The organism is Armatimonadota bacterium (genome assembly GCA_016125185.1).
In the GTDB taxonomy this organism is placed as follows: Bacteria; Armatimonadota; Fimbriimonadia; order Fimbriimonadales; family Fimbriimonadaceae; genus Fimbriimonas.
Genome location: WGMG01000006.1, coordinates 950,427 through 972,677, shown reverse-complemented (window position 1 = coordinate 972,677; position 22,251 = coordinate 950,427). Strand labels below are relative to the sequence as shown.

26 protein-coding genes are annotated in these 22,251 nt (G+C 56.7%); 12 read left to right on the top strand and 14 right to left on the bottom strand.

The features are described 5' to 3' along the window. The first annotated feature begins 59 nt into the window (after positions 1 to 59). Positions 60 to 659 (top strand): dihydrofolate reductase, encoded by a 600-nt coding sequence (locus GC165_12475; protein MBI1333682.1) that lies wholly within the window; start codon positions 60 to 62, stop codon positions 657 to 659. Between the two features lie 5 nt (positions 660 to 664). Here the strand turns inward: GC165_12475 and GC165_12470 are convergent, their stop codons facing one another. Next, positions 665 to 1,525: a methyltransferase domain-containing protein gene (locus GC165_12470; protein ID MBI1333681.1), complete on the bottom strand. Its 861-nt coding sequence runs from the start codon at positions 1,523 to 1,525 to the stop codon at positions 665 to 667. Positions 1,526 to 1,620: 95 nt separating this feature from the next. Here GC165_12470 and GC165_12465 point away from each other — a divergent pair, with 95 nt between their 5' ends. Then, the gene (locus GC165_12465) at positions 1,621 to 2,367 is read left to right on the top strand and encodes a hypothetical protein (protein ID MBI1333680.1); all 747 of its coding nucleotides are present in this window, start codon (positions 1,621 to 1,623) and stop codon (positions 2,365 to 2,367) included. Here GC165_12465 and GC165_12460 read toward each other — a convergent pair. The 3 genes from GC165_12460 to GC165_12450 are packed head-to-tail and all read right to left on the bottom strand — an operon-like array spanning position 2,364 to position 4,012. After that, entirely contained in the window at positions 2,364 to 2,834 is a 471-nt protein-coding gene (locus tag GC165_12460; GenBank protein MBI1333679.1) for a DUF664 domain-containing protein, read from the bottom strand. The two genes, GC165_12465 and GC165_12460, sit on opposite strands and share 4 nt — an antisense overlap. Positions 2,835 to 2,874: 40 nt before the next feature. Beyond that, entirely contained in the window at positions 2,875 to 3,759 is an 885-nt protein-coding gene (locus GC165_12455; protein MBI1333678.1) for a phosphotransferase, read from the bottom strand. Then, the gene (locus GC165_12450) at positions 3,731 to 4,012 is read right to left on the bottom strand and encodes a DUF1905 domain-containing protein (protein ID MBI1333677.1); all 282 of its coding nucleotides are present in this window, start codon (positions 4,010 to 4,012) and stop codon (positions 3,731 to 3,733) included. Before GC165_12450 ends, GC165_12455 begins: the two co-directional genes overlap by 29 nt. A gap of 31 nt (positions 4,013 to 4,043) precedes the next feature. Here GC165_12450 and GC165_12445 point away from each other — a divergent pair, with 31 nt between their 5' ends. Genes GC165_12445 through GC165_12420 form a run of 6 tightly spaced genes read left to right on the top strand, consistent with a single transcriptional unit; the run spans position 4,044 to position 7,686 of the window. Beyond that, positions 4,044 to 4,619 (top strand): GNAT family N-acetyltransferase, encoded by a 576-nt coding sequence (locus tag GC165_12445; protein ID MBI1333676.1) that lies wholly within the window; start codon positions 4,044 to 4,046, stop codon positions 4,617 to 4,619. Further along, a complete protein-coding gene (locus GC165_12440) occupies positions 4,616 to 5,479 on the top strand; it encodes an alpha/beta hydrolase fold domain-containing protein (protein ID MBI1333675.1) in 864 nt (287 codons plus the stop codon). The genes GC165_12445 and GC165_12440 overlap by 4 nt, the downstream gene beginning before the upstream one ends. Before the next feature lie 21 nt (positions 5,480 to 5,500). Then, complete coding sequence (locus tag GC165_12435) at positions 5,501 to 6,448, top strand: hypothetical protein (protein MBI1333674.1); 948 nt, start codon at positions 5,501 to 5,503, stop codon at positions 6,446 to 6,448. Positions 6,449 to 6,455: 7 nt separating this feature from the next. Next, positions 6,456 to 6,725 (top strand): hypothetical protein, encoded by a 270-nt coding sequence (locus GC165_12430; GenBank protein ID MBI1333673.1) that lies wholly within the window; start codon positions 6,456 to 6,458, stop codon positions 6,723 to 6,725. A 16-nt stretch (positions 6,726 to 6,741) separates the two neighbouring features. Then, the gene (locus tag GC165_12425) at positions 6,742 to 6,951 is read left to right on the top strand and encodes a hypothetical protein (protein ID MBI1333672.1); all 210 of its coding nucleotides are present in this window, start codon (positions 6,742 to 6,744) and stop codon (positions 6,949 to 6,951) included. Positions 6,952 to 6,969: 18 nt separating this feature from the next. After that, entirely contained in the window at positions 6,970 to 7,686 is a 717-nt protein-coding gene (locus tag GC165_12420; GenBank protein ID MBI1333671.1) for a DUF72 domain-containing protein, read from the top strand. On the opposite strand, the gene GC165_12415 is transcribed toward GC165_12420, so the two are convergent. From GC165_12415 to GC165_12400, 4 genes are read right to left on the bottom strand one after another with little or no spacing between them, the layout of a single operon-like run. Continuing rightward, positions 7,683 to 8,075 (bottom strand): VOC family protein, encoded by a 393-nt coding sequence (locus GC165_12415; GenBank protein ID MBI1333670.1) that lies wholly within the window; start codon positions 8,073 to 8,075, stop codon positions 7,683 to 7,685. The two genes, GC165_12420 and GC165_12415, sit on opposite strands and share 4 nt — an antisense overlap. Continuing rightward, positions 8,072 to 8,455, bottom strand: coding sequence for a hypothetical protein (locus tag GC165_12410; protein MBI1333669.1), 384 nt, complete (start codon positions 8,453 to 8,455; stop codon positions 8,072 to 8,074). The genes GC165_12415 and GC165_12410 overlap by 4 nt, the downstream gene beginning before the upstream one ends. 40 nt (positions 8,456 to 8,495) lie before the next feature. Then, on the bottom strand, positions 8,496 to 9,989 hold the full coding sequence (locus GC165_12405) for an amino acid permease (protein MBI1333668.1): 1,494 nt from the start codon (positions 9,987 to 9,989) through the stop codon (positions 8,496 to 8,498). Between the two features lie 12 nt (positions 9,990 to 10,001). Then, positions 10,002 to 11,072 (bottom strand): DUF2961 domain-containing protein, encoded by a 1,071-nt coding sequence (locus GC165_12400; protein MBI1333667.1) that lies wholly within the window; start codon positions 11,070 to 11,072, stop codon positions 10,002 to 10,004. 117 nt (positions 11,073 to 11,189) lie between these two features. Between GC165_12400 and GC165_12395 the strand changes: the two genes are divergently transcribed. Beyond that, on the top strand, positions 11,190 to 12,116 hold the full coding sequence (locus tag GC165_12395) for a phosphotransferase (GenBank protein MBI1333666.1): 927 nt from the start codon (positions 11,190 to 11,192) through the stop codon (positions 12,114 to 12,116). Here the strand turns inward: GC165_12395 and GC165_12390 are convergent. Continuing rightward, entirely contained in the window at positions 12,102 to 13,301 is a 1,200-nt protein-coding gene (locus GC165_12390) for a hypothetical protein (protein MBI1333665.1), read from the bottom strand. The genes GC165_12395 and GC165_12390 overlap by 15 nt on opposite strands. A gap of 146 nt (positions 13,302 to 13,447) precedes the next feature. Here GC165_12390 and GC165_12385 point away from each other — a divergent pair, with 146 nt between their 5' ends. After that, positions 13,448 to 15,406: a VWA domain-containing protein gene (locus GC165_12385; GenBank protein ID MBI1333664.1), complete on the top strand. Its 1,959-nt coding sequence runs from the start codon at positions 13,448 to 13,450 to the stop codon at positions 15,404 to 15,406. On the opposite strand, the gene GC165_12380 is transcribed toward GC165_12385, so the two are convergent. After that, positions 15,403 to 16,122 carry a hypothetical protein gene (locus tag GC165_12380; protein MBI1333663.1) on the bottom strand — a complete coding sequence of 240 codons (720 nt, stop codon included), beginning with the start codon at positions 16,120 to 16,122 and terminating at the stop codon, positions 15,403 to 15,405. The genes GC165_12385 and GC165_12380 overlap by 4 nt on opposite strands. A gap of 126 nt (positions 16,123 to 16,248) precedes the next feature. Here GC165_12380 and GC165_12375 point away from each other — a divergent pair, with 126 nt between their 5' ends. Both GC165_12375 and GC165_12370 read left to right on the top strand, forming a co-directional pair. Continuing rightward, on the top strand, positions 16,249 to 16,860 hold the full coding sequence (locus tag GC165_12375; protein ID MBI1333662.1) for an ACP phosphodiesterase: 612 nt from the start codon (positions 16,249 to 16,251) through the stop codon (positions 16,858 to 16,860). Next, positions 16,860 to 17,045 (top strand): DNA-binding protein, encoded by a 186-nt coding sequence (locus GC165_12370; GenBank protein MBI1333661.1) that lies wholly within the window; start codon positions 16,860 to 16,862, stop codon positions 17,043 to 17,045. Before GC165_12375 ends, GC165_12370 begins: the two co-directional genes overlap by 1 nt. On the opposite strand, the gene GC165_12365 is transcribed toward GC165_12370, so the two are convergent. The 4 genes from GC165_12365 to GC165_12350 form a co-directional block, all read right to left on the bottom strand. Next, positions 17,032 to 17,418, bottom strand: a complete 387-nt coding sequence (locus tag GC165_12365; protein ID MBI1333660.1) for a hypothetical protein — start codon at positions 17,416 to 17,418, stop codon at positions 17,032 to 17,034. The genes GC165_12370 and GC165_12365 overlap by 14 nt on opposite strands. Continuing rightward, positions 17,415 to 20,360, bottom strand: a complete 2,946-nt coding sequence (locus GC165_12360; GenBank protein ID MBI1333659.1) for a beta-glucosidase — start codon at positions 20,358 to 20,360, stop codon at positions 17,415 to 17,417. The genes GC165_12365 and GC165_12360 overlap by 4 nt, the downstream gene beginning before the upstream one ends. Positions 20,361 to 20,459: 99 nt before the next feature. Beyond that, positions 20,460 to 21,407, bottom strand: coding sequence for a hypothetical protein (locus GC165_12355; GenBank protein ID MBI1333658.1), 948 nt, complete (start codon positions 21,405 to 21,407; stop codon positions 20,460 to 20,462). Positions 21,408 to 21,807: 400 nt separating this feature from the next. After that, positions 21,808 to 22,152 carry a metalloregulator ArsR/SmtB family transcription factor gene (locus GC165_12350; GenBank protein ID MBI1333657.1) on the bottom strand — a complete coding sequence of 115 codons (345 nt, stop codon included), beginning with the start codon at positions 22,150 to 22,152 and terminating at the stop codon, positions 21,808 to 21,810. Positions 22,153 to 22,251 lie beyond the last annotated feature (99 nt).

The following is a 22,251-nucleotide window of genomic DNA, read 5'->3' as shown; positions in this document are numbered from 1 at the left end:
AAGTAACGAACGGGAATGGATAGCCCAACCCCGGCAAACTGAAAGGAAACGAATTGAAAATGAGAAAGATAATCGTCGCAGAAATGATCACACTGGACGGGGTGATGCAAGCCCCGGGCGGACCGGAAGAAGACCAATCTGGCAATTTTGAGTTTGGTGGATGGGCCGCGCCGTTCGGCGACAAGGTCGGATTGGAAGCCCTCAAGCGACAGCTTCAGCCTGCCGACTACCTTTTGGGCCGAAAGACGTTTGAAATTTGGGAGCCCTACTGGCCGACCAACGCCGGTGACTTTTGGCCTGCGATCAACGAAGGCACGAAGTACGTCTACTCCTCGACCCGCGACAGCTCGGACTGGAACAAAACCGAATTCATCGGTAGCGTGGCCGAGATCGAGCGAATCAAGGCGACCGAGGGGAGAGACCTCCAGGTTTGGGGCAGCGCTCAACTTGTCCAGCTCCTCCTCAGCCACGACTTGGTCGACGAGCTTTGGCTCAAGTTCTACCCCCAAGTCCTGGGGTCCGGAAAGAAGCTATTCGCCGACGGTGCAGTCCCCGCCTCCTTCGTGTTAACCGAGAGTACAGTCACGACGAAAGGCGTAATCATGGCCAACTACCAACGCGATGGCGGCGCGAAGACCGGCGCGATCGGTAGTAAATAGAACGCTTACGGATTCATTCCCGCACCCACCAACAGTTCGCAAGGTCCGACGAAACCCGCCGGACCTTCGTATACCTCCATGGCATCCTCGATCTCTTGCCAGGTGTCAGCCTGTTCCGCCTCCGAAAGCGATGCCAGCATCTGGTGCAGAGCCCCAAACGACTCTCGCGCAAACCGCAAGTAGTCGGCGGCCGTCGCCATTCGTACCGGCGCACTAACTTTGCGCACTTCGATATTCGAGTATCCGGCCCGTTTCAGAACATCTGCCAACGTCCCGTCCTGCCCCAGACTAAACGGGCCAGGTTGGCCGGGCAAAGGTGCGGGAAGGTTGGCCCGACGCCGGACAATACCAATCGGTACTGAGAAGAACTCATTCATATCGGCGGTCGAATACGTGACAGTGGCAAACTTGCCTCCCGGTCGCAGACTACTACGAATACCCAAGAGGGCTTTGACTTGATCGGGAAAATAGATCAGTCCAACCCGCGAAATCGCGGCGTCGAAATCTGGCGGAAATGAGAGCGTTTCGCCGTCCGCTTGGAATATTTCCACGTTATCGAGACCCACTTCTCTTGCCGAAGACTGAGCGTAGTGCAAGATTTCCAGGCTAATGTCGGTGGCCAAAACCGATCCCGTCGATCCGACCCTTTGCGCGGCAGCGATGGTCTGTCCGCCAGCCCCAGCGGCGACGTCCAGCACCCGGCTAGCGATACCGACCGCCGCTAGGTCAAGCATCATCTCAGTCGCATCACCCAGCCATTCCTCAAGCGTCGGCCCCCACCGATGCCAAGCTTCGGCGGCGCTGTCCCATTGTTTGTGGGTAGTCGCTTTATAGGCGGCCGGGTCAAAACCGCTTGATGAGGTCATGCCCCATTCTAGCTTCTCCCATTGCTGTCCGACAAATCAGAGCGTGTCCCAATATATGACCTTAGTCCTTGCACATAAACTGCGGTGGGCGCATAATGCCAGCTAGTCACGCTGATTTCAATTGGGGAACCATCATGCGCTTTACTGGCCCAAAACTCACATTGTTTCTCTTCGCTCTCATTTCCACTACGGGTATCGCGAACGCACAAGTCCAGGTCTCGTATAACGGAGACTTTCGCGGCGGAGATTCGAACGTTACCCAAGCCGATACCCTGAGCGACATGATGGTCTTCGACGACATTCAGGTCACAGGCTCACATGTGACCTCGATTTGGGGCAACTTCCTCATCTATCAGCAATACACCAGTTCGTCGCTTGGCTTACGGTACGAAATCCGAACCGGCGTCTCGGCTGGACACGGAGGAACGCTACTGAAGAGTGGATTCGTCTCCAACCTTCAGCAGATTGGCACCGGCCGATCCACCCAGAACACGGCCTATCGAGAAATCCAACTCGGCGGCACCGTCGACTTCGACCTAGCTCCCGGCACGTACTGGTTGGGGCTCCAAAACAACGAAGGCGCCAATCCTCCCGCCCAATGGACGTCGTTTCTCGCGAAGACGCTGGGGGCGGACAACGGCCCCGCTAACGACCCAAATCCAGCACCCCAGAATTCAATTTTGGATGGTAGCGCTTTTGCCACCGGCACGGAGCTTGGCGACTGGATTCAGCAGGGCGCCGACTATAGCGTGGGCGTTACAACCGTTCCCGAGCCCGGTGCGATCGTGACCATCACCTGCGGCGTCATCGGCCTTTATGCAAAGCTTCGCCGCCGTCGCTAGTTGTCCGCCGTCTCGTGCCCCATGAGGTGTCTGACCGAGTACATCTGACCGGTGTGGTACGCCACGTGGAAGCCCTGATAGATCAGCACATAGCCGTAAGTCCAACCCTCGCGGTGCAGGCTTGGATCGTCAAACTCGTGTGGCTCGGCGGCAAACGCCGCTTTGCAAGCCTCATGGACCCGCTTCACTTCCTCGTAAACCGCTTCCGCGCTCATCGGTAGGGAAAACGGTTCCGGTTCGTTGGCGGTGTAGTAGCGCGCAACCTGCACCGAAAGCGGGCTCTCAAAGTCTTTACCGATGAAGGACATCGCCTCCCAATAAGCCGTATGCGCCGCCAGCTCACCGACGCTCAAGAGCCTCGGATCGGGCCGGGTCCATACATCTTCGTCCTTCAACCCTTTGAAGGCTTCACTCATTTCCCAGATCGCCGAGTCCAGCGCTTTCCACAATAAATCGACACTTGCCATGCGGGCATTCTATCACAAATAACCAGACATATGTATAGTATTAATTCTTCAGCAAGGCAAATCGGTCCTTAGCCCACTCTTCAAGTACGAAACCGCCAAGCCCCCTATTCATGAAGCTCCAGGAATGGATCACGCAGTACAGGTCGCAGACGGCATGCTCGTCTTCGCTCAAGCCCCAAAGACGGCGCAGTTCACTCCCGTAAAACGATGCCTGCGGACCGATGTCCAGCACCACCGTCGTCTCGGCCAGGCTCAGCCAGTACAGCGCGTCCCCGTAGCAGACCTCGTCGAGGTCCACGATTCCTTGCAGTTCACCGTCTTCGATGATCACGTTCTTAACCGTCAGGTCGTCCAGAAAGCAAGTTGGCTGGACTTCGTCGAAATAGGGCTTCCAACGCGCCACTTCGGCAAGAACGAAGTCTGGACAGCCCTTCGAGTCGCGCTCGATCACGTCCGTCCAACTCGCGAAGAGTCCCGGAATCTTCATCGGGGTCCAGCCGAATCCTTCACCGTTCGGTAACGAGGTCGCTTTCCTTTCGATGTCGACGATCTGAGCGGCAAGCCCCGACATCTGCTCTGACGACATCTCGCCCAAGACATGCCCCAGATCACGACCAGGAATCTTGGCGAGCAGAAGGTAGTCGAAATCATCGGTCCTCCCTCGTTTCAGCACCGTCGGAACCGGGATATCCGAGGCCCGAAGGACGTCGATGTGGTGCTCCGTGTGGTCGAAAGCGCCAACCTCCGTGCGGGTTTTCAGGATGAAGTCGCCACTATCAGCGCGAACCTCGAAGGTCAGACCCGCGTGACCATAAGGCTGATGCACCACCTCTCGGACCGATCCCACCAGTTCCTTGGCCAACTGCCACACCGCCTGCGTACGCTGTTCCAGCACCTCACACCTCGACAGTGGCGACGACGACATCGCCGACTTTCACGCCTTCGGCTTTCTGGACGACGACCTTGACGGGCACCAGATAGATGCCGTCTTTGGGAAACAGCGACGTTGTGTACTCGGTCTCACCGATGGTCACCGTGACAGGAATGCACCCCCAGCCATAGGTCACCTGCGAGGAGATCGACTTGATCTCGGCGGACTCCTTGGCCGGTATAGGCAGGAAGACGAACGGCGCGGGACCGCGCCACCAAATCGCCTCCGCTTCGAACTCTAAAGTCATCGATTCCTTGTGGTAGCCTGTCGCCACACCAGTGCCAGAATACACCGTCAAACCCTTGGATTCCTCTACTTGGCCCGACTTCGCCTCACTGGTCGAGCGACATAACGGCGTGTGGGGCGGATGCTGGTGCATCGGTTTTCATCAAAGAGGTACGGGGAGCTACGACGGCAACCGCTCGATCAAGGAAACGATGGTTCGCGAGGGCAAAACGCACGCATCCCTTGTGTACGATGGCGATCTTGCGATTGGATGGTGCCAGTTCGGACCCGCCGCAAGCCTGCCCCGTATCAAGCACCGGAAGAAAATCGAAAGCGAGCCGATGGATGCTCCCAACTGGCGCATCACCTGCTTCTTTGTCGACAAACAATACCGAAGCAAAGGCGTCAGCGCCGTCGCCCTGGCGGGCGCCCTCGATCTCATTGCCGAGGCAGGTGGAGGAGTGGTCGAGAGCTATCCCGAGAACGTCGAAGGACGAAAGACGGCGGGGGCCTTCCTCTACAACTCTTCCCTTTCCACCTTCGAACGCCAAGGCTTCGAACGAATCCGACAGATCGGCAAGCATCATTGGCTGGTGCGAAAGACGGTACATGCTAAGCTAGCAACATGAAACGCGTGGCGCTCGCCATCCTTTTCGCATGTGCAAGCATCGTCTCCTACGCCCAGGAACGTCTGACCGACCAGATTTACATGAAGAGCGGCGGGGCCGCGTTCACGCTCGATGTCTTCAAGGTGGCCAAGCCGAATGCGCCCTGCGTCATCTGGCTTTGCAGTGGTGGCTGGGTTTCCGACCATAAAGACATCAATCCGATCCTGGCCAAAGCCTTTAACGACCAGGGCATGACCGTCGTCGAGGTGGTGCACGGCGCTCAGCCGCGGTACAACCTAAACGACATCGTTCCGATGATCAAGCGGGCCGTGCGCTATGTTCACGCCAACGCCACTCGCTTTGGCATCGATCCGAACCGAATTGGAATCTCGGGTGGTAGCGCTGGTGGTCACCTTTCGCTGATGATCGGAGGAATTGGCGATGCGGGCGACCCGAACGCCAAGGACCCGGTCGATAAGGAACCTTGCACCGTCAATGCAGTGGGAGTTTTCATGCCGCCAACCGACTTTCTGAACTGGGGCAAGCCGGACTACATGCCTTTTGAGGAGCAAAAGATGGCGGTCTTTATGCCCGCTTTCGGGGTAACCAAGGACACGCCAAAAGACAAGGTGATGGCGATTGGCAAGCTGATGTCGCCGATCCAATACGTTTCGGCCAAGTTCCCGCCAACGCTGATTATCCATGGCGACAAGGACGACCTGGTCCCGATTCAGCAGTCCAAACTGATGGACGAAGCTCTCGGCAAAGTCGGTGTTGACCACACGCTGATCGTCATCGAAGGCGGGGGCCATGACGCGAAAACGCTCTTGGGCGGATTCCCGCGCCTAGTGCAGTGGTTCAAGGACAAGCTGAAGGCCTAATTCAAGTATCCTTGGACGACTTTGTACGCCGAGCTCTGGAACCGCTTCTCGTCTGACCACCGCCAGAACTGCCTTGCCTGGACTCACGGCGAGGAACCGATTCTGCCGCCCAGCGGCGACGGATGGCAGTCGGTTTGGACCGCTAATCCCGACTTCCTCAACTTCAACGGACGCCTGCTCCTGTACTACCGGGGCAATGGACCGATGCCCGGTCGAGAAGGTGATCATGACCGCATCGCGGTTGCAGAAGTGCGTTGCTTCGATCCGAGTGGACTGGAGATCGAGCTCCTCAACGACGGCGTACCCGTCGTCGACGTCGGCGAGCCGGACGAGTTTGACGGTATCGATGCGCTGGACCCGGCCAGCGTGGTTTTCCAGGGCAAAGTGTTTCTCTACTATTCAGCCATTGGTCCGGGAGAGGATAGCGTCGGTCTCGCGGTCAGCGAAGACGGTGTCCATTTTGAGAAATTCGGTCGAGTGATGACGGGTCGAGCCCCGGACGTTCTCGAATACCAAGGCAAGCTCCGCATGGTCTACCAAAAAGCCGATGCGAACGGCAACTATCAGGTCTATCTAGCCGAAAGCGAAGACGGCTACACGTTTATGGATATCCTCGACCACCCGGTTTTGCGGCCAACCGCCAACAGTTGGGATTGCCTCTCCATCGCCACCGTGCGGTTAGGAATGGAGGACGGAACCATCTATGCGATGTACGGCGGGAGTTCCTACCTGGCCGACGAGCCGGACTATTTTGGGCTCGCCCGTTCGAAGAATATGACCGACTGGGAGTTTCATCCTGGGAATCCGGTCTTTGGTTGCGGCCCCAAAGGTGCGCCAGATGGGGGCGCAATGTGGTTTCCCGCTCTTCACCAAAGCGGAAATTCGGTCGTCATGCTCTTCGAAGGTAGTCCAGGCAAGTACGCATGGGACCTGAATTCTGCGATCTGCATGGCGTCAATCGACGTCTAGACGGTAAATGCGCCTCTTTTCCGACCTTCGGAGCTCCCTTTGGATTCATGTCAAAGGGTGGCTGTTCCTCGTCATTGTGGTACTCGCCGGAGGTGCTCTCCTTCTCCAAATTCCGTCCTGGCAGAATGCCGCACTGTTGCTAATTGCGCTTTGGGCGGTGAGCCGGTGGTACTACTATGCGTTCTATGTTGTCGAGAAGTACGTCGATCCTTCGTACCGATACGCTGGTCTGGGCCACCTCATCCGCTACTTGTTAACCAGAAAATCCAATCCTTGAGGTAAACCGCCGAATCATGAGAAGCGATTATTGGAATGTGGATGACGCCCAAGTCGTCGAGAAGACGGGCCACCCGTTGGCTCATTGGAAGCAAGTCTTGGACGAATTTGGCGCAGTTGACAAGAAGTCGAACGATGTCGTGGCTCACCTTCAGACCTTCGGTGTCCCGCGATACTGGGCGCGAACACTCACGACGAATTACTTGAAAGCCGTGTCGGAGCCCTAGGCGTACAATAGGCAGGACATGGCGAAGTTGCACATCGGCCTTTCGGGCTACGACTACAAGGAGTGGCAAGGCGAGGGACTCTTCTACGCGCCAACGGTTAAGAAGGCGAACTACCTGTCGGCTTACGCCGAGCAACTGAACTCACTAGAGGCCAATGGAACCTTTCAGAGGATGCCGAGCGAGGCGAGTGTCGCCAAATGGATCACCAGTACGCCGCCAACCTTCACCATTTCGCCCAAGATGGTGCAGAACGTCACCCACTTCAAGCGCCTCAATCCCGAAGCTATCGACATCGCAAAGGAGTTCATCGATGTGCTCAAACCTCTGGACAAGGCAGGCAAACTCGGTCCGATCCTCCTCCAGCTTCCACCAAACTTCAAGCGAGACGATGAAAAGCTTTCGAAGTTCTTGGATTCATTTACTGGTGTCCGGTGGGCGGTCGAGTTCCGAAACTCGTCATGGAACACGCCCGAAGTCGCCGATCTGCTGAGGTCGCGCGGCGCGGCGTTTGCCTCGGTCGAAACCGATGAGGAAGAGGCCCAGACCTTCGACACAGCGCCGTATTTCTTCGCTCGTCTGCGCAGGCTGGAATACACCGACGAGCAACTGATGGTATGGGGGCAGGTTCTCAAGAAGCACCTTGCCAACGGCAAGGATTGCTTCGTCTATTGTCGGCACAAGGACACGGTCGAGCCATGGAAATGGGCGTTTCGACTGCGTGACGTAGTCGGCTAGGCGGGCCACTGAAGGCATATGCCGTACCCATCGGGATCCGAAAAATAGCATTGCTTCATGCCATACGGAGCCACTTCGGGAGTGTTGGCCTTGATGCCGACAGCCACCAGATGACCGTAGGCCGCGTCAATGTCAGAGCAACCGATGTACAGCGTCAAATCGCGATGCCACTTGATCCGAGTCGCGTCCGGCGCTTCCGGCGCATCTCCGGGGTTGTACATCGTGTTCAGCATCAGATCAAGCCCGTTACCCTTCAACCAAGCCCAGCCAAGGCCCTTGTCATTTCCAGCTTGCTGATGCACCTCAAAGCCGAGCGCCGATCGGTAGAACTCAATCGACCGGTCGATGTCAAACACCTCGATCAGCGTCGTCATTCCTTCCAGATTCATTTCTTCTTCTTACCTTTCTCGCGCGCAATCTGCTCGTTTTCGTCGTAGCGAGCGCGGACAATCGCGCGGACCAACGGCTCTGGCAAAGGGCTAGCCGGGTCGAATTGAATCGTCCCCTTTGACAGCTTGTATCCTTCCAATTGCTTCGAGAAATCAGCCACGGTGTGCCCAGGGAAGAGCGAGCAGTGCTTCTTGAACGCGGCAAAGCCGACCACCATTCCGTGGTGCTTGTACATCGGCATTCCGTAGCTGATAACCTCCTCTGCGTCGGGAATTTCCGCTCGAATCACGGAACGAAGGCCCTCAAGCGCCGAGCGGGCCGCATCCGAGGGAACCGATTCTAGATAGTCGTCAACATTGTCGACCGTCACGCCTCTCATGACGGGTATTTAATCAGGATTTGGCGAGGAATGCCAGTGGCTAAGCTTTACGTCGAGCGATAGTCCCGTAGTAAAGCGGAATCCCAGCCAAGACGAGACCCAGGGTGATGACAGTTGGCATGCGCGAATTCGCGTCGAGTAGCGAGTTCACCAGCAGGTAGACCGCCGAAGCGATGAACAACGCAGGCACGATCGGATAGAGCGGAACATGGACCTCGGGACTATAGGCGTGAGGATGCGTCTCTAAATGCCCGGGTTCGACCGGATCGACGAGCGAATCATCGGTCTCGTCCATAGCGGCTTTCCGCTTGATCTCGCGTCGCCGAAACACAAAGACCGACGCTACGGACAGGGCGTAGAACGGGACAATGCCGATCACAAACGCGTCCGTCAGAGCGCCAAACGCCTTCGATCCGCTCATCATCGTCGCAAGGACGATGTACAGAACACCGAGCGCCCCACAGAGAATGACGGAGACGTAAGGCGTTTTATAGGTCGGGTGGACGGCGGCAATCTTGGGAAAGAACAGCCGGTCTTCAGACATGGCAAAGAAAATGCGCGGACTAGTAAGAACCGACCCGTTTAACGTGCCGAAGGTCGAGATCATGACGGTTGCCGAAATGAACGCGACGCCCCACGGGCCGACCAGCTTCTGCATGGCGTCGGCCGCAATACCTGAACTCTTCGAAATGTCCTGAACCGAAAACACGCAAAGATAGGCGAGGTTGGCGAGGATATAGACGCCGATAATGATCAGCGTTCCAAAGAGAATCGCCCTCGGAAGGTTCTTCCTGGCATCGACCATTTCGCCGCCCACGTACGAGCCGTCCGCCCAACCATCGTAAGCCCACAACGTCGAGACCAGCGCAAGTCCAAACAGCGAAACCGAGAAACTGCCCTCCGGCATCGCGGGCGTAAAGTGCGCCTCGTGGTGAGACATGCCCACCCCAAACGCGATGAGGATCAGCACCAGCAATCCCGCCGTTTTGGCGATCGTCGTAAGGTCCTGAATCCCCGTCCCGAACTTAACCCCGATGACGTTCGCGATCGTCACGACCACGACCGCGACGATGGCGAGCCCGGCTGACCACGTTACGAAACGCGGGTCAGAATCGGTGATTCCAAACAGCCGCAATGCGTAATTGCCGAACACCACCGCCACCGCTCCGATGCTGGCTGGACGCAGAAGCACCAGTTGCGTCCAGCCAAAGACGAACGCCACCACCCGGCCAAAGGCTTCCCGTATGTACACGTACAGGCCGCCAGAATAGGGGTAAGCGCCGCCAACCTCCGCCAGCGTCAGGGCCCCGCATAGCACAAGTAGGCCGCCGACAAGCCAGGCGAGGAGCATCGGAACCGGACCGGGCAAATTGCCGGCGATGTCCGACGGACTTCGAAAGATTCCCGAACCGATGGTACTGCCGACCACAACCGCGATGCCGCTTCCCAATCCGATCTGTCGGATGAGATGTGGAGAGCTAGAATCTTTCATCTGATGTCGGTTGGGACGGTTTGAGAGCGCCTTTCGGCGCACCCAAGGACGACTTTATTCCCGTTCGACGTCGGGCAGCGGCATTCGATCCTGGACGTCAAGAAGCGGGGGCAAGGGGCGGCTCGGCAGAATCTGGTACCAGTAAGCCGTCGACGAGAAGTCATGGGAGAGCGCGTTCGCCTCTCCGTGCTCGATCGAGACGCGAATCGACTTTTCAAATCGGATCGGGTCTTCGATGTGGTAGCGGTACATCGAGTTCTTCCCTCTCCATCGCCATTCTGGGTCACCCGAATTGAGGTGGATACCGTGGTAGGGCGCGCAACACTCCTGTGCCGGACCGAATGCGGTGTTGAAATAGTCTTCTGTGCCGGTGCCATGCAGTCGCGGCGGCCATGGCTCGCCGTCAATTACAAACATGTCGTCGCCCTCTCCGTACCAATCGTTCCCTAGTCGTACTCGGCAGTCGATGTTGAGATGGCAACCAACGAAGATACCGCTCCCCTCTGCTTCCAAGATCAGATAGTTGTCTCGGTCCGATAGGTTAGGATGTTCGTCCCAAATTCGCAGATAGTTCTCAGGATTGAGGTTCTCTTTGAGCCACCCTTCGGTCGGGTTTTCTCGGTTCCAAAAGGCGCAGAAGCGGGCGACTTCGGGCTCTTGGGGCTGGGCATACTCTTCGTAGTCGATATAGAAATACAAATGAATCTTGGGCTTCTCGCCTTGATATTCGATGGTCACCCGCGCCTTGTCGAACGGCATCGCCCACCAGCAGTTCATCCCACGCCCGTCTTCCGGGCTCATCTGGAGGGGCGCACTGACGAAATTCTTGAAGATGCCGTGTCCGATTCCAAAGAAATCGCCTAATGGAACCTCGACGGCGGGGTGGGACTGGTCGTCCCAATACATACGGATCACGGCTTTGCGGCAGTATTCGTCGTCCTCCCCCACCGTCATCCAAATGTGTTTGATGCACCCGGGTCGGGCCGACTCCATGACCGTCGTCTCGACGCCGGAAGGGATGACCCACCAGTCCCGGTTGCCGCCGGTGGTCTCGTATGAGCTCGCGCGCATTGAGCGGTAAGACCGCAGACGCGGCAAGGATGAAAGTGTCGAACGACCGAGCATGTTGGGCCATTCTACCGAGCTATGGTGACCGCGAATTCACCGGACTCGGACTGTTCGTCGGAGCAGCATACGGAGGTTGGATGAAGCGTTAGCATCGACCTGAAGTAATCTGACGGGGTGGCATCGCCAGACACTCGGGAAATCATTGGGGCTGTTTGCAGTGGCTTTGGCATTGAACTAACCCGTCTAGAACCCGTTGAAGGTGGCTTGGACGCGCAGGCAGTCGCCTTCCGAGGATCTTCGGCGAACGGAGACTTCTTCGTCAAATGGCGCAAAAACCTTCCTCCTGGTCTTCGCTTGGTCGCTGACCTCGACATACCAGAAGTGCTCTCACCGCTAAAATCCGTCACAGGGGAGCCTTGGGTTACCGTGTCTGACGGTGCTCTGCTCATCTATCCGTACGTCGAGGGCAAGAATGGTTTTGAGCTGCGGTTAGAGCCAGAGCATTGGCGGTCGGTTGGACGGACGCTTCGGCGAGTTCACGAATTCAAAGAAGCCCAAGAGGTTCCAAATGAAACGTTTACCGTCGAGGGCATCGATGAATTCCGGGCAACCGCAATCCAAACTCCTGCTCAAGAGATCCTTTGTCTTTACTCCGAGGCCGTCGAAACGTGCCTTCAGCGAGTAGTCGAGTTGGGTGCGCGGTGCCGGGCGAAGGAATGGCACCTTGTGCCCTGTCATGCGGATATTCACGTCGGAAACATTCTCGTTCGCGAAGACGGACCTCCCCTTCTCGTCGACTGGGACGCGCCAAAGTTGGCTCCAAAAGAGTGCGATCTGATGTTTTTCTGCGGTCCCGGAATTACCGGCCACGAGCCTGAGGTGGAAGGATGGTTCTTCGAAGGATACGGACAATGCCAGATAGATCCGCTTGCCCTCGCTTACTATCGACATGTTCGCGCCGTCGAAGACATCGTGTCATTCACGCGCGAGTCGTGCGACCCAAGCCGCACGGACGAGAGCCTTCGATTCTTAAGCGGCATCTTCAAGCCGAGGCAGATTGTCCAAACCGCCGACGAATCGTACCGATTACTCAGCCGGTGAACCAGCGATCACAGCCACCAAGCAGATCAGACCAATCAGCGCAAAGCCCACTTGCCGCGCCAGACTGGCCGACTTCGTTCGCCTCGCGACCATAATCGCCAATACGCATTGGAAGGCATAGTAGAGGGCAAACGCGCGCGATGCAAGAGCGATGACCTGAAAGGGGTCGGTCAACCACACCACTGCAATCGAGAGAGCCGCACCGATGGCGTACCCCGATGGGATCGTAAGCTTTCGCTTGGACGCCTCCACCGCAATCCCTGCCGCTCCGATCGAATCGGCAACCGACGCACTAAGCTGGCTCATCACCGCTCCGAGAAGCACCATCCCGCCGAAGAATGGGGCGATCGACTTCATAATGTCGAGGATGCCCGCCACGCCCTGCGTCATCGATGCTTCGGTCAGATATGGAGTCAAAAGAATGAGGAAAACGGCGTAGATGCCTGCCGAAATCCATTGGGCCAACAGCATTGTTCGCACCCGCGTCTCCCGGTCATATGCCTCTCCCAAATACCGGGAGGTCTCGAATCCCTGAACCGTGATCAGCAAGCCCAGCAAGATGAAGATGTTTCGCGGACTCACCACTCCGGGTGGCACGGTAAATGGCCGACCGATGTTCACGACCCAGTGCACGGCCAACGCCGCCAGCAGACCAGCAATGACGCCCAACTTGATGGACACCGTGGCATGAGCCAGGTGCTCCACTCGCCGCAGTCCGCCAGAGAACGAAAGCGCCACACAGACGAGAATGATCGCCGTCACGAGCATGTTCGAACGAATGACACTCTCGTTCTCGGCACCCCGAAGTACAAACGCCGCTAACAACTTGAGGTAGTACGCGACCGAAACCGCATAGGCCAGTGACAGCACGCCCTGAGAGATCCGGGCGAGCACCACGACCGGCCCATGCTTCGCACCATCTTCCAGGCAGGGCTCGACATGATGGATATTGAAGCGAATGACGGCACCAACCAGATAGGCGATGACGAGGAGAACGCCCATCGCCGGAGCGGCGAACGCGCCAAACTCTTTGGCGAGTAAGGGGGCACACACCAGAAATCCGCTTCCGATGATCGATGCCAGCGGCGTAACCGTAGCCGTCCAAAAGTCGCTTCGGGAAAAGTTACTGAAGGCAAATACCAGCGTCACCAGCACCGCGATGAGGACAGCCAACAGCACGATCATCGGCTAGGCTCCGGAGGGCGGCAAGTGGCACCGAGCGCACAAGCGCACCGGCTAGCTGGATCGGCCATTCCGACAGCTTACTTAGTTTTGATTTCGAAGTAACGCGGCCAAAAGCGCCACGTCTTATCGTTGTCGGAGGGAATTTTATGGGGTTCAGACACCGATTCGCCACATTTTTCGTCGTCCTTGCCACCTTATCTGCGCAGGCCGTCTTTGCCCAGGAAGGTGTATCCAATGCGGGAGCGGCGCGAACCCGTTACCTCGGTTCACTAGGAGTCATTCCTGCGCCCGGCGACGTCATCGTCGAAGATTTCATCAACTACCATCGGCACGAGATTGCCCGTCCCAAAGCCAACCAGGCGGTTGGACTGGACGTTCGGTGGGGCAATGATGTCGTGTCATCCGATCAAACCGCGGTCTTGCAGGTGGGTCTCAGCACGGCTCTGGTTCATGATCGCAAGAACCTTCGACCGCTTAATCTGTCGGTTGTCATCGACAAAAGCGGATCGATGTCCAGCGCCAACAAGATGACGCGCGTGAAGGACGCGATGAGGACCTTTGTTTCGCAGCTTCGCCCGGTCGATACGCTCTCTATCGTGGTCTTCGACGACAATGCCTCGGTCCTCATGCCTGCGCAGAAGGTTTCTAACCCTCAAGACGTTGAGCGGGTCATCGACTCGATCCAAACCGGAAGCTCCACAAACCTCGAAGCCGGAATGAAACTCGGCTACGAGGAAGTGCTAAAGAACTACTGCAAGGATTCCACCAATCGAGTCATTCTCCTCACCGACGGCATCGCCAACCGGGGAATCACCTCGCCCGACGAAATGGCCGCCGAATCGCTCGGTTACAACGACCGTGGCGTCGACCTATCCACCATCGGAGTTGGCGAAGACATCAATCGCAGCCTCCTGCAAAGTCTCTCTCACCAGGGACGAGGACTCTTCCACTTTGTCGCCGATACCGAGGATGTTCGAAAGGTCTTTCAGGATGAAATGCAGAGTCTTGTTTCGCCGGTCGCTACCGACCCAAGCGTTGAAATCACCTACGGAAATGGGCTCAAACTTGCCAAGATTTACGGCTACCAGCCCAAGCGCAACGGAAGTCAACTCACCGTCAACGTGGCCAACCTCAACAACGGCGCAACCGAAGTCGTCATGTTAGGGTTCACATCTCGACGAGCACCCGGGTTACAGGAAGTCCCAGTCAAGGTCAAGCTAAGCTACTACGATTTAGAAGCGAAGAAGACCGTCACGACAACGCAAGAAACAACGGTGAAGATCTTGCCGTCCGAGGGAGGCGACGCCTTCAAAGACGACTCGGTCGCCAAGAATTACACGATTGCCGAGTTAGCCCAGTCCATCCACGATATGGCCTCGGCCTGCCAATACAAGCAGTACGGGCAGGCGCTGAGCGCTCTTGATTGGTCGACTTCGGAAGCCAGAAAGCGGTACCCGAGCCTCGATGATCCTGATATCAAGCGGACGTTCGATATTGCTGAGAATTACCGAACCGTGCTCCAGAAATATAACGACGACAATCCTCAGCCAATTCGCGACCTTCCTGATCCCCGTTCAAAGAATCTCATATTTAACGGCGACTTCGCGTTCGGAAACCAGGGCTTTACCTCGCCGGTTCTGCCTTACACGCCTCCGGCCGACAACTGCCTGTGGGGGATGTTCTACACGGTCGCACCGGCCTTCAATTCACCTCAACTTCACCGTCTGATTCAAGCATCACCCTTCTCGGCGGCTAAAAGCGCCACCGGCAACGAACAGGCCCTATTTGCCAATGCGGGCGGTACCGACTCGATGGTGATCCTCACGACGACCGTCGAATGCAAGCCGAACACCCAGTATCGGCTGAGCTTCCAGGGCATCAGTCTGACGCCAGGAGTGGAATGGGTGCCGACCTACGAGATTCGCGTGAACGGAGAGCGAAGCGATGCCCAAGCGGCTGGTCAACTTTGCTACCAGGAAGTCAGCATGAAGTGGAGTTCGAAGAGCGCTACCCATGCCACCATCAGCATCGTCCGAATGCCGATCCCTCACGGTGGTGGCATCATCGGAATCAGCAACCTCGAGATGGTCGAAAATCACCATTAGCTGTTCGGCCAGAACTTCTGGCCGAACAAACTGTCAAAGGCAAAAAGTCTCTTCTTGAGCAAAGCGATCTTGGAGGCGAGGACAGCGTCGGTCTTTGCCTGATCCAGGACAAATTTGGGATCGACGATGAGATGTGCATAAAGCTCCGCCTTGTCTTCTTCCATAGCGGAGGTGCCATACATCGTGATGAATCCAGGAATCTCCTTGGTTAGATTGCCCACACCACTAGTTCGCATTTTCGCTCCACCAGAACCGTATTGAAATTCGGGTGGGTTCATTGCGACCCATTCTCGGTCCACCTCGGACCTCCCCATTTGGTAATCCATCATGTGAAAGAATTCGTGGTGAATGACCGATTTCTGATAACTCGGGGAGTAGGCGCCCAGGGCCGGATCGTAGTACATCGCGTCGAGGCCGTAGGCCGGAACCGCGGCTCGTATTTGTTGGCCAAGAGCCAACTTCTCGCAGAAGACGATCTTGGTTACCTTGGCCTTGCGCATCACATCGGCGGTGTAGCGACTCCACTCGGTCACGAACAGCGGGACGTACTTCGCCATCGCGGCATCGGTAGCCTGATCGCCATTAACCTTATAGTCCTTGCCCGCATCGGAAAACGGCGCGGAGCGGACATCGATGGAGACGGCCAGCCGCTCGCCCAGCTTAGCGAGATCGGGTGGGGCTTGAAACAACGCGATTGCGACGATCGACGCGATCATTTCTCAATAAGACGTTTGACCACCACCGGAGAGTTCTTGGTCTGATGCTCAAAAGTGTCGGCGTCTTGTAGAATGGGCATGGGACTGGTAGAAATGGAATTGGAATCGAAATTGGACGAGGCGCTTATGGAGAGCTTTCCCGCGAGCGATGCACCGGCATCTCTATCTGAAATAGAGCCCGACGACGTGTCGGCTCGCAAGGTGGCGGTCATCATCGGCAGTCTTCGACGCGGAGCTTACAGCCGGATGGCCGCCAATGCCCTAATTGCGATGGCTCCGCAGGGCCTCCATCTGGAAATCGTCGAAATTCTCGATTTGACGCTGTTTAACCAAGACCTCGAAGACGATCCGCCCGTCGCGTGGACTGTGTTTCGGGACCGGGTACGTGAGTTCGACGCCGTCATTTTTATGGCTCCGGAATACAACCGTTCCATGCCCGCACCCCTTAAGAACGCGGTGGATATCGGCTCCCGCCCGCCGGGTCAGAACCTGTGGGATGGCGTTCCGGCTGGCGTAGTGAGTACGTCGCCGGGTGCACTGGGGGGTATCTCGTCGAACAACCACCTTCGGCAAACCCTTACCAACGTCAATATGTTTGTCTTGCCTCAGCCGAACGTCAGCATCGGGCGGGTGGACACCCTCTTCGATGAGAACGGAAACCTGACTAATGAAGGAACGAAGAAGTATCTGGCATCCTTCCTGGATTCTTTCGCCAAGTGGATCGAAAAATTCGTTTGATGGAGTTACCCAAGATTGCTAAACCGGCAGTTCGGGCTTTGAACAGTGTGGGAGTGACCACGCTTGAACAGCTTCAGAACTTCACTGAACCTGAGATCAAGGCCCTGCATGGCATGGGGCCGAACGCACTTGGCAAGCTGAAGACGGCAATGGCTGAGAAAGGATTGAATTTTAAGGAAGCGTAACGCCTTCGGCCTTGAGTCTTGCTCGGTGGGCGTCAACGCCACCAGGCATGTGACGACTCAACTTGCCGTCTTTCAGGACTCGCCACCACGGTAAAGGCTCGCCACCTTCTTCTTCGGCGGCAAACGCCATCCATTTCCAATAGCCGTTGACCTTCGCCGGACAGGCAGTGTCGGCGTTGCCCTTGACCGCCAGAATCTTCCTTAGCTCGACGATGGTCTTCGTCTTTCCGGCAGGAATGGCGTTGATGGCTTCGCGCACATCGGCTACCGACGGAATGTAGAGCGTCTTTGCGTTCATCCGCTTTGCCTTTTCCGGGTCGAGGACATGGAAAGACGCCGGATCGGCACACTCAATCTTGGCCGTGTACTTCATTTCTTGGGAGCATACACCTCGAAGCTGAAGAGCGAAACCCCGTACTTGGTTCCGCGCTTCTTGGCAAAGAGGCGGACGTAGCGGGCGGTGACGGGTTTGAACGAGATGGGGTCGATGCCGCCAAACCCAGCGTCTGTTGAGAAGACATCGTTCCAAGCCAGTCCATCGTCACTGACCTGAACTGCGTATTCGGATGCGAAAGCGGCCTCCCACTTGATCGTCACATGGTCAATCAAGGTTGGTTGACCGAGGTCAACCGCGATCCACTGATTGTCGGCAAAGTCTGAGGCCCATCGCGTTTGGTCGTTGCCATCGACCGCGTTCTTCGCTTCTACATCGATGTGATTTTCTGTGCTGGACGCCGTCACCGGCTTCCCTTTGGCCAGGTCCGGTTCGGTAGCGGCCTTCGGGGCGGTCTGCTCGCTCATGAACGGAATCGATTCGGTGAAGTCTGAACCTAAAGTGACGGTTGCCCGCTGGCGAATATCGCGCGAGGAAGCGCCAATCTCAAGCTCGTAGCGTCCGGCGTCGGCCTTCCATTGCTTGCCGGGTACGTCGCAATAGGCAAAAGCCCGAGGCGGTACGGTTAGGTGCACGGTCTTAGTTTCACCTGGCTCCAGCATCACTTTTTGGAATGCTTTCAGTTCCTGGATCGGGCGGTCGATCTTCGGGGCAAGATCGTGAATGTAAAGTTGAACCACCTCGGCGCCGGCTCGCTTGCCGGTATTGGTCACGTTTAGGCTGACCGTTCGGTTTCCGAGGTCATCGGGCTCCGAGACGCTTGCTTTGCCGTACCCAAAGCTTGTATAGCTCAAGCCGAATCCGAACGGAAAGAGTGGAGCGATCTTTTCCTTGTCGAAGTGCCGGTAGCCAACGTAGATACCTTCGGCATAGTTCACCGTCCCTTTCGTTCCCGGGAAGTTGCCAAAGTCGGGGTAGTCCTCGCGACGCTTGGCAAGGGTGTCTGGTAGTTTGCCCGACGGGTTCACTTCGCCAAAAAGGATTGCACCAAGGGCGGCACCGCCCTCTTGCCCGGGGAACCAAGTTTCCACCAGTCCGGGAACCTTGTCCACCCATTGCGACATGTCGACCGGCGTGCCGTTGTTCATGACGACGATCGTACGTTTGTTAGCCTTCATGACGGCTTGTATCAGTTCGTCTTGATTGGCAGGAAGCTCCATCGACGGGCGATCGTTGCCTTCGCCCTCTTGACCGTTAGTGCCAATGCAGACGATGGCGACATCAGCTTGCTTGGCCGCCGCGACGGCATCTTGGAAGGCCTCGGTCTGTGGTGGCGTCCAGTTCAGTTTGGCTACCGCCAGACCGCCTGCCTGGTAGTATTCGACCTTCAGATCGTGTGGTTCACCCGCCACCAAATCGACTTTCGTCGAAATCGGGGTCTCCCCGCTGTCTACCCAGTGGTCGATAAGAAGTCTGCCATCGAGGAACAGACGGCATCCGTCGTCACAACTCAGGACTAAGTTATAGGTGCCGGTCTTCGGGGCGGTCAGCTTGCCGGTCCAGCGGACGCTGAAGTCGGACTTGCCTACCCCGTTTGCAGGCGAGCCGTCCCAGGTGAAGGAGATCGTTTGGTCCGTTCGGGTGGCGACCGGCGTTCCGCTCAGGGTCTTATTCGAAAAGTATTCAGCGTGGAGACCAGGCTGGCCGTCGGACGATTTGAGGGCGGAACTCGGGATCGTCTCGCCGAGGTTGGAGGCTGGAACGTAGGTGATCTTCGTGTTTGGGTCGGCATACTTCTTGATGCCTTCCAGAGGCTGAATTTTGTAGAACGGAGTCACCGTCGGACTTCCGTTCGCGCCAACCTGAACATCACTTGCGGGACGACCAATGACGGCGATGGACTTAATTCGCTTGGCCTGAAGGGGCAGAATGCCGCCTTCGTTTTTGAGGAGCACGATTCCTTTGGTCGCGGCTTCGAACGTCAGTTTCTGATGCGCTGCCGAGTTGACGACGTCGTGGTCAGGCGTCTTCGCTCCATCGAGGAGGCCCACGCGAACAATGGTTCGCAAAATTCGACGGACGTTGTCGTCGAGTTGAGCCTGGGTGATGAGACCGCGCTTCATCGCCTTTTCGATCTGCTCTTGGCGTAGGAGTCCAGGACCGGGCATTTCGAGGTCGTTGCCTGCATTGACGGTTCGTACGGTCTCGTGGACGCCACCCCAGTCGGACATGACCATTCCATCGTAACCCCATCCCTTCTTGAGAACATCGGTGAGGAGATATTTGTTGGCACTGGCGTGGTAGCCGTTGATCATGTTGTAGGACGACATTACGGTCCAAACATGGGCTTCCTTCACCGCTGCTTCAAATGCGGGCATGTAGATTTCTCGGAGCGCACGTTCGCTGACTTGAACGTCCACGTAGTCGCGATCGACCTCCTCATTGTTGGCGATGTAGTGCTTGGCGCAAGCGGCACAGCCAGTGCTCTGCATCCCTTCGATGTAGCCGACCGCCATTCGGGAAGCGAGGAACGGGTCTTCGCTGAAGTATTCGCCGTTGCGTCCGCCGAGCGGCGAGCGGTGGATGTTGATAGCAGGTCCGAGGAGGACCTGGACGCCAGTGCCTTTGTTGAGCGCTTCTTCGCCGATAGCCTTGCCGATTCGGCCAACTAACTCTGGGTCCCACGTAGAGGCCATTGCCACGCCAGACGGAAAGGCGGTCGCTGGTCCCTCGGTGCTTGGCATTCCGCCGCGAACGCCTTGACCGGCGTCGGCCATCGCCATTGGTGGGACGCCGAGGCGAGGAATCGGGCGAGTGGTGAACCCGGTGCCAGTCAGAATGTCCATCTTCTCTTCCTGCGTCATTCGACTGAAAAGATCGTTGACTCGCGCTTCGACAGGTGCCTGCGGGTCGCGATAGAGGGGAACCTTTGGAGGTCGAGACACAGAAGCCGCAAGGAAAATCAGCGCTGAAGTGAGCATGGGTCTAGCCCTATTTCACCCCAAGCCAGGTTCAAAAATGGCACGTTTTGGCACAGGAATAGGGCCTCTTTGCCCTGATTCGCATGATTTCACCTGCAATCATCGAATGTTCATGATTAATTTATTAAATATCATAAGACCATCTGTCGACTTGACGGAGTCGATCGGGGCTTCGTCGATCGGGACCTCTACTTTCACTCCCCACTTGGTGAGAATTTGGTAAGATGCGGAGCGAAGCATGTACCACAAGACCTTTTCGTCGGGTGTGCGATAGGTGATGACCACGGATGAGTCGCTGAGGTATTTCTGGACGAGTCTTATGTTTTGGTCGGACTTGAATCCTGAGAGTAAGTTGAGGCCCTCGAAGCGCATAAAGGTTTGGCAAGACTGATCATAGGCGGCGAGTCCCTTTCGCTGTTTTTCGTGCTCGTCGGCTGGGGGCACAAACGTCTTTGGGTCGTCAATCATGCGATGGGCCAAGGATTCGAGCGCCGGACAATCGGGGAGGATAAAGTCAACGATCCCTCTCGACGGACTGATGAACATGGGTACGAACGACATGATGGACTTTGTTTTGACCGGCGCGGGATTCGCGGCTACGTATTCTTTCAGTCGCTTCACGATCGCGTCTTGGGTCGACAGAACCTTGTAGTCCATCGTCAGTTCGTTCCAATCGGTGTGAATAACCCATGAAGGGTCGGGATGGGACTGAGGATCATAAGGCAGAATTCGGGCTACCCAAACTGGTGCCGCCTTGGCTTGAATCTGCTTCAGGTTCGCATACGTTTCCGTTGTATAGCCAACGAAGCTAATCGACGACTCTGGGTTGCCCTTTAGAACGTGGCTCACCTTTACGGTGATGGTGAAATTCGTGTAGCCTTGTCCGAACTCGGTCCGTTCTTCGCTCAGGCTCTCGATGGTGCCAACGCAAATCGCGTCGGCTCGCGCAACTTTGGATTCGAGTGAGGAGACGACGGGTCGGACTTGAGCGAACGAGGTCGCGGCGAGAACCAGCGATAACCAAGCAAACGACAGAACCTTTCCCATGTAGTTTTGACGCCCAGATGGTGTCGGCGGTTATTGTCTTGTTAAGGTGCCGCGGCCCTCCAGGCCGCATGAATTTTTGGACCCTGTTACCAGGCCCTCAGCCTTCGCTAGAAACTACGGTCCTTCGGACCTTAGGCGGCGAAAAACGGAGTGTTCGTAGTTACACGGATAGGCGCGCTGTTCAACTGGCGTTCACAAAGACTCGGTTGCGCCTATCCGTGGCACCCTGATTGGCATTCATTTGACTCGCATGTATCCGGAAATGATTCAATGGTTCTTCGAATAGCTTTTTGGACTCTTTGGTTGGCTGTCTCCTCCCCACCGGCTCGCTTCGCTTGCCGACTCCCCCCAGGGAGTAGCGGAGCTGGTCCACAAGACTTAGGTTCAATGTGTCAGGAGGTTATGGGTTGTTTTTCTTTTCTTGCGCCTGAAGCTCGATGAGGAACTGGTCGAGGCGGTCGAAGCTCTCGTCCCAGAACTTTCGGTACGACTCAATATACTCCTGTGCCTCCTTCAATCTGGTGGCGTCCAGCGTTCGTGGGCGCAGTTGAGCCTGCTTATCCGCACGGATCAGTCCCGCTCGCTCCAAGACCTTCAGGTGCTTCGTGATCGCCGGACCGCTGATCGAGAATTTCTTCGCGATTTCGCCCATGGCCAACGGCCCGTGGGTCAACTGCTCCAGAATCGAGCGACGGGTCGGGTCGGCGAGGGCGGAAAAGACGGTGCTCAGAGTATCAGTGGCCATTGTTCCTATTCTTATTTAACCACTTGGTTGTATTCCTAAGTTTCGTTAGGGAGCGAAGAAGTGATATTTCACCACGCAACCGATCCGAGGGGGCTCGGG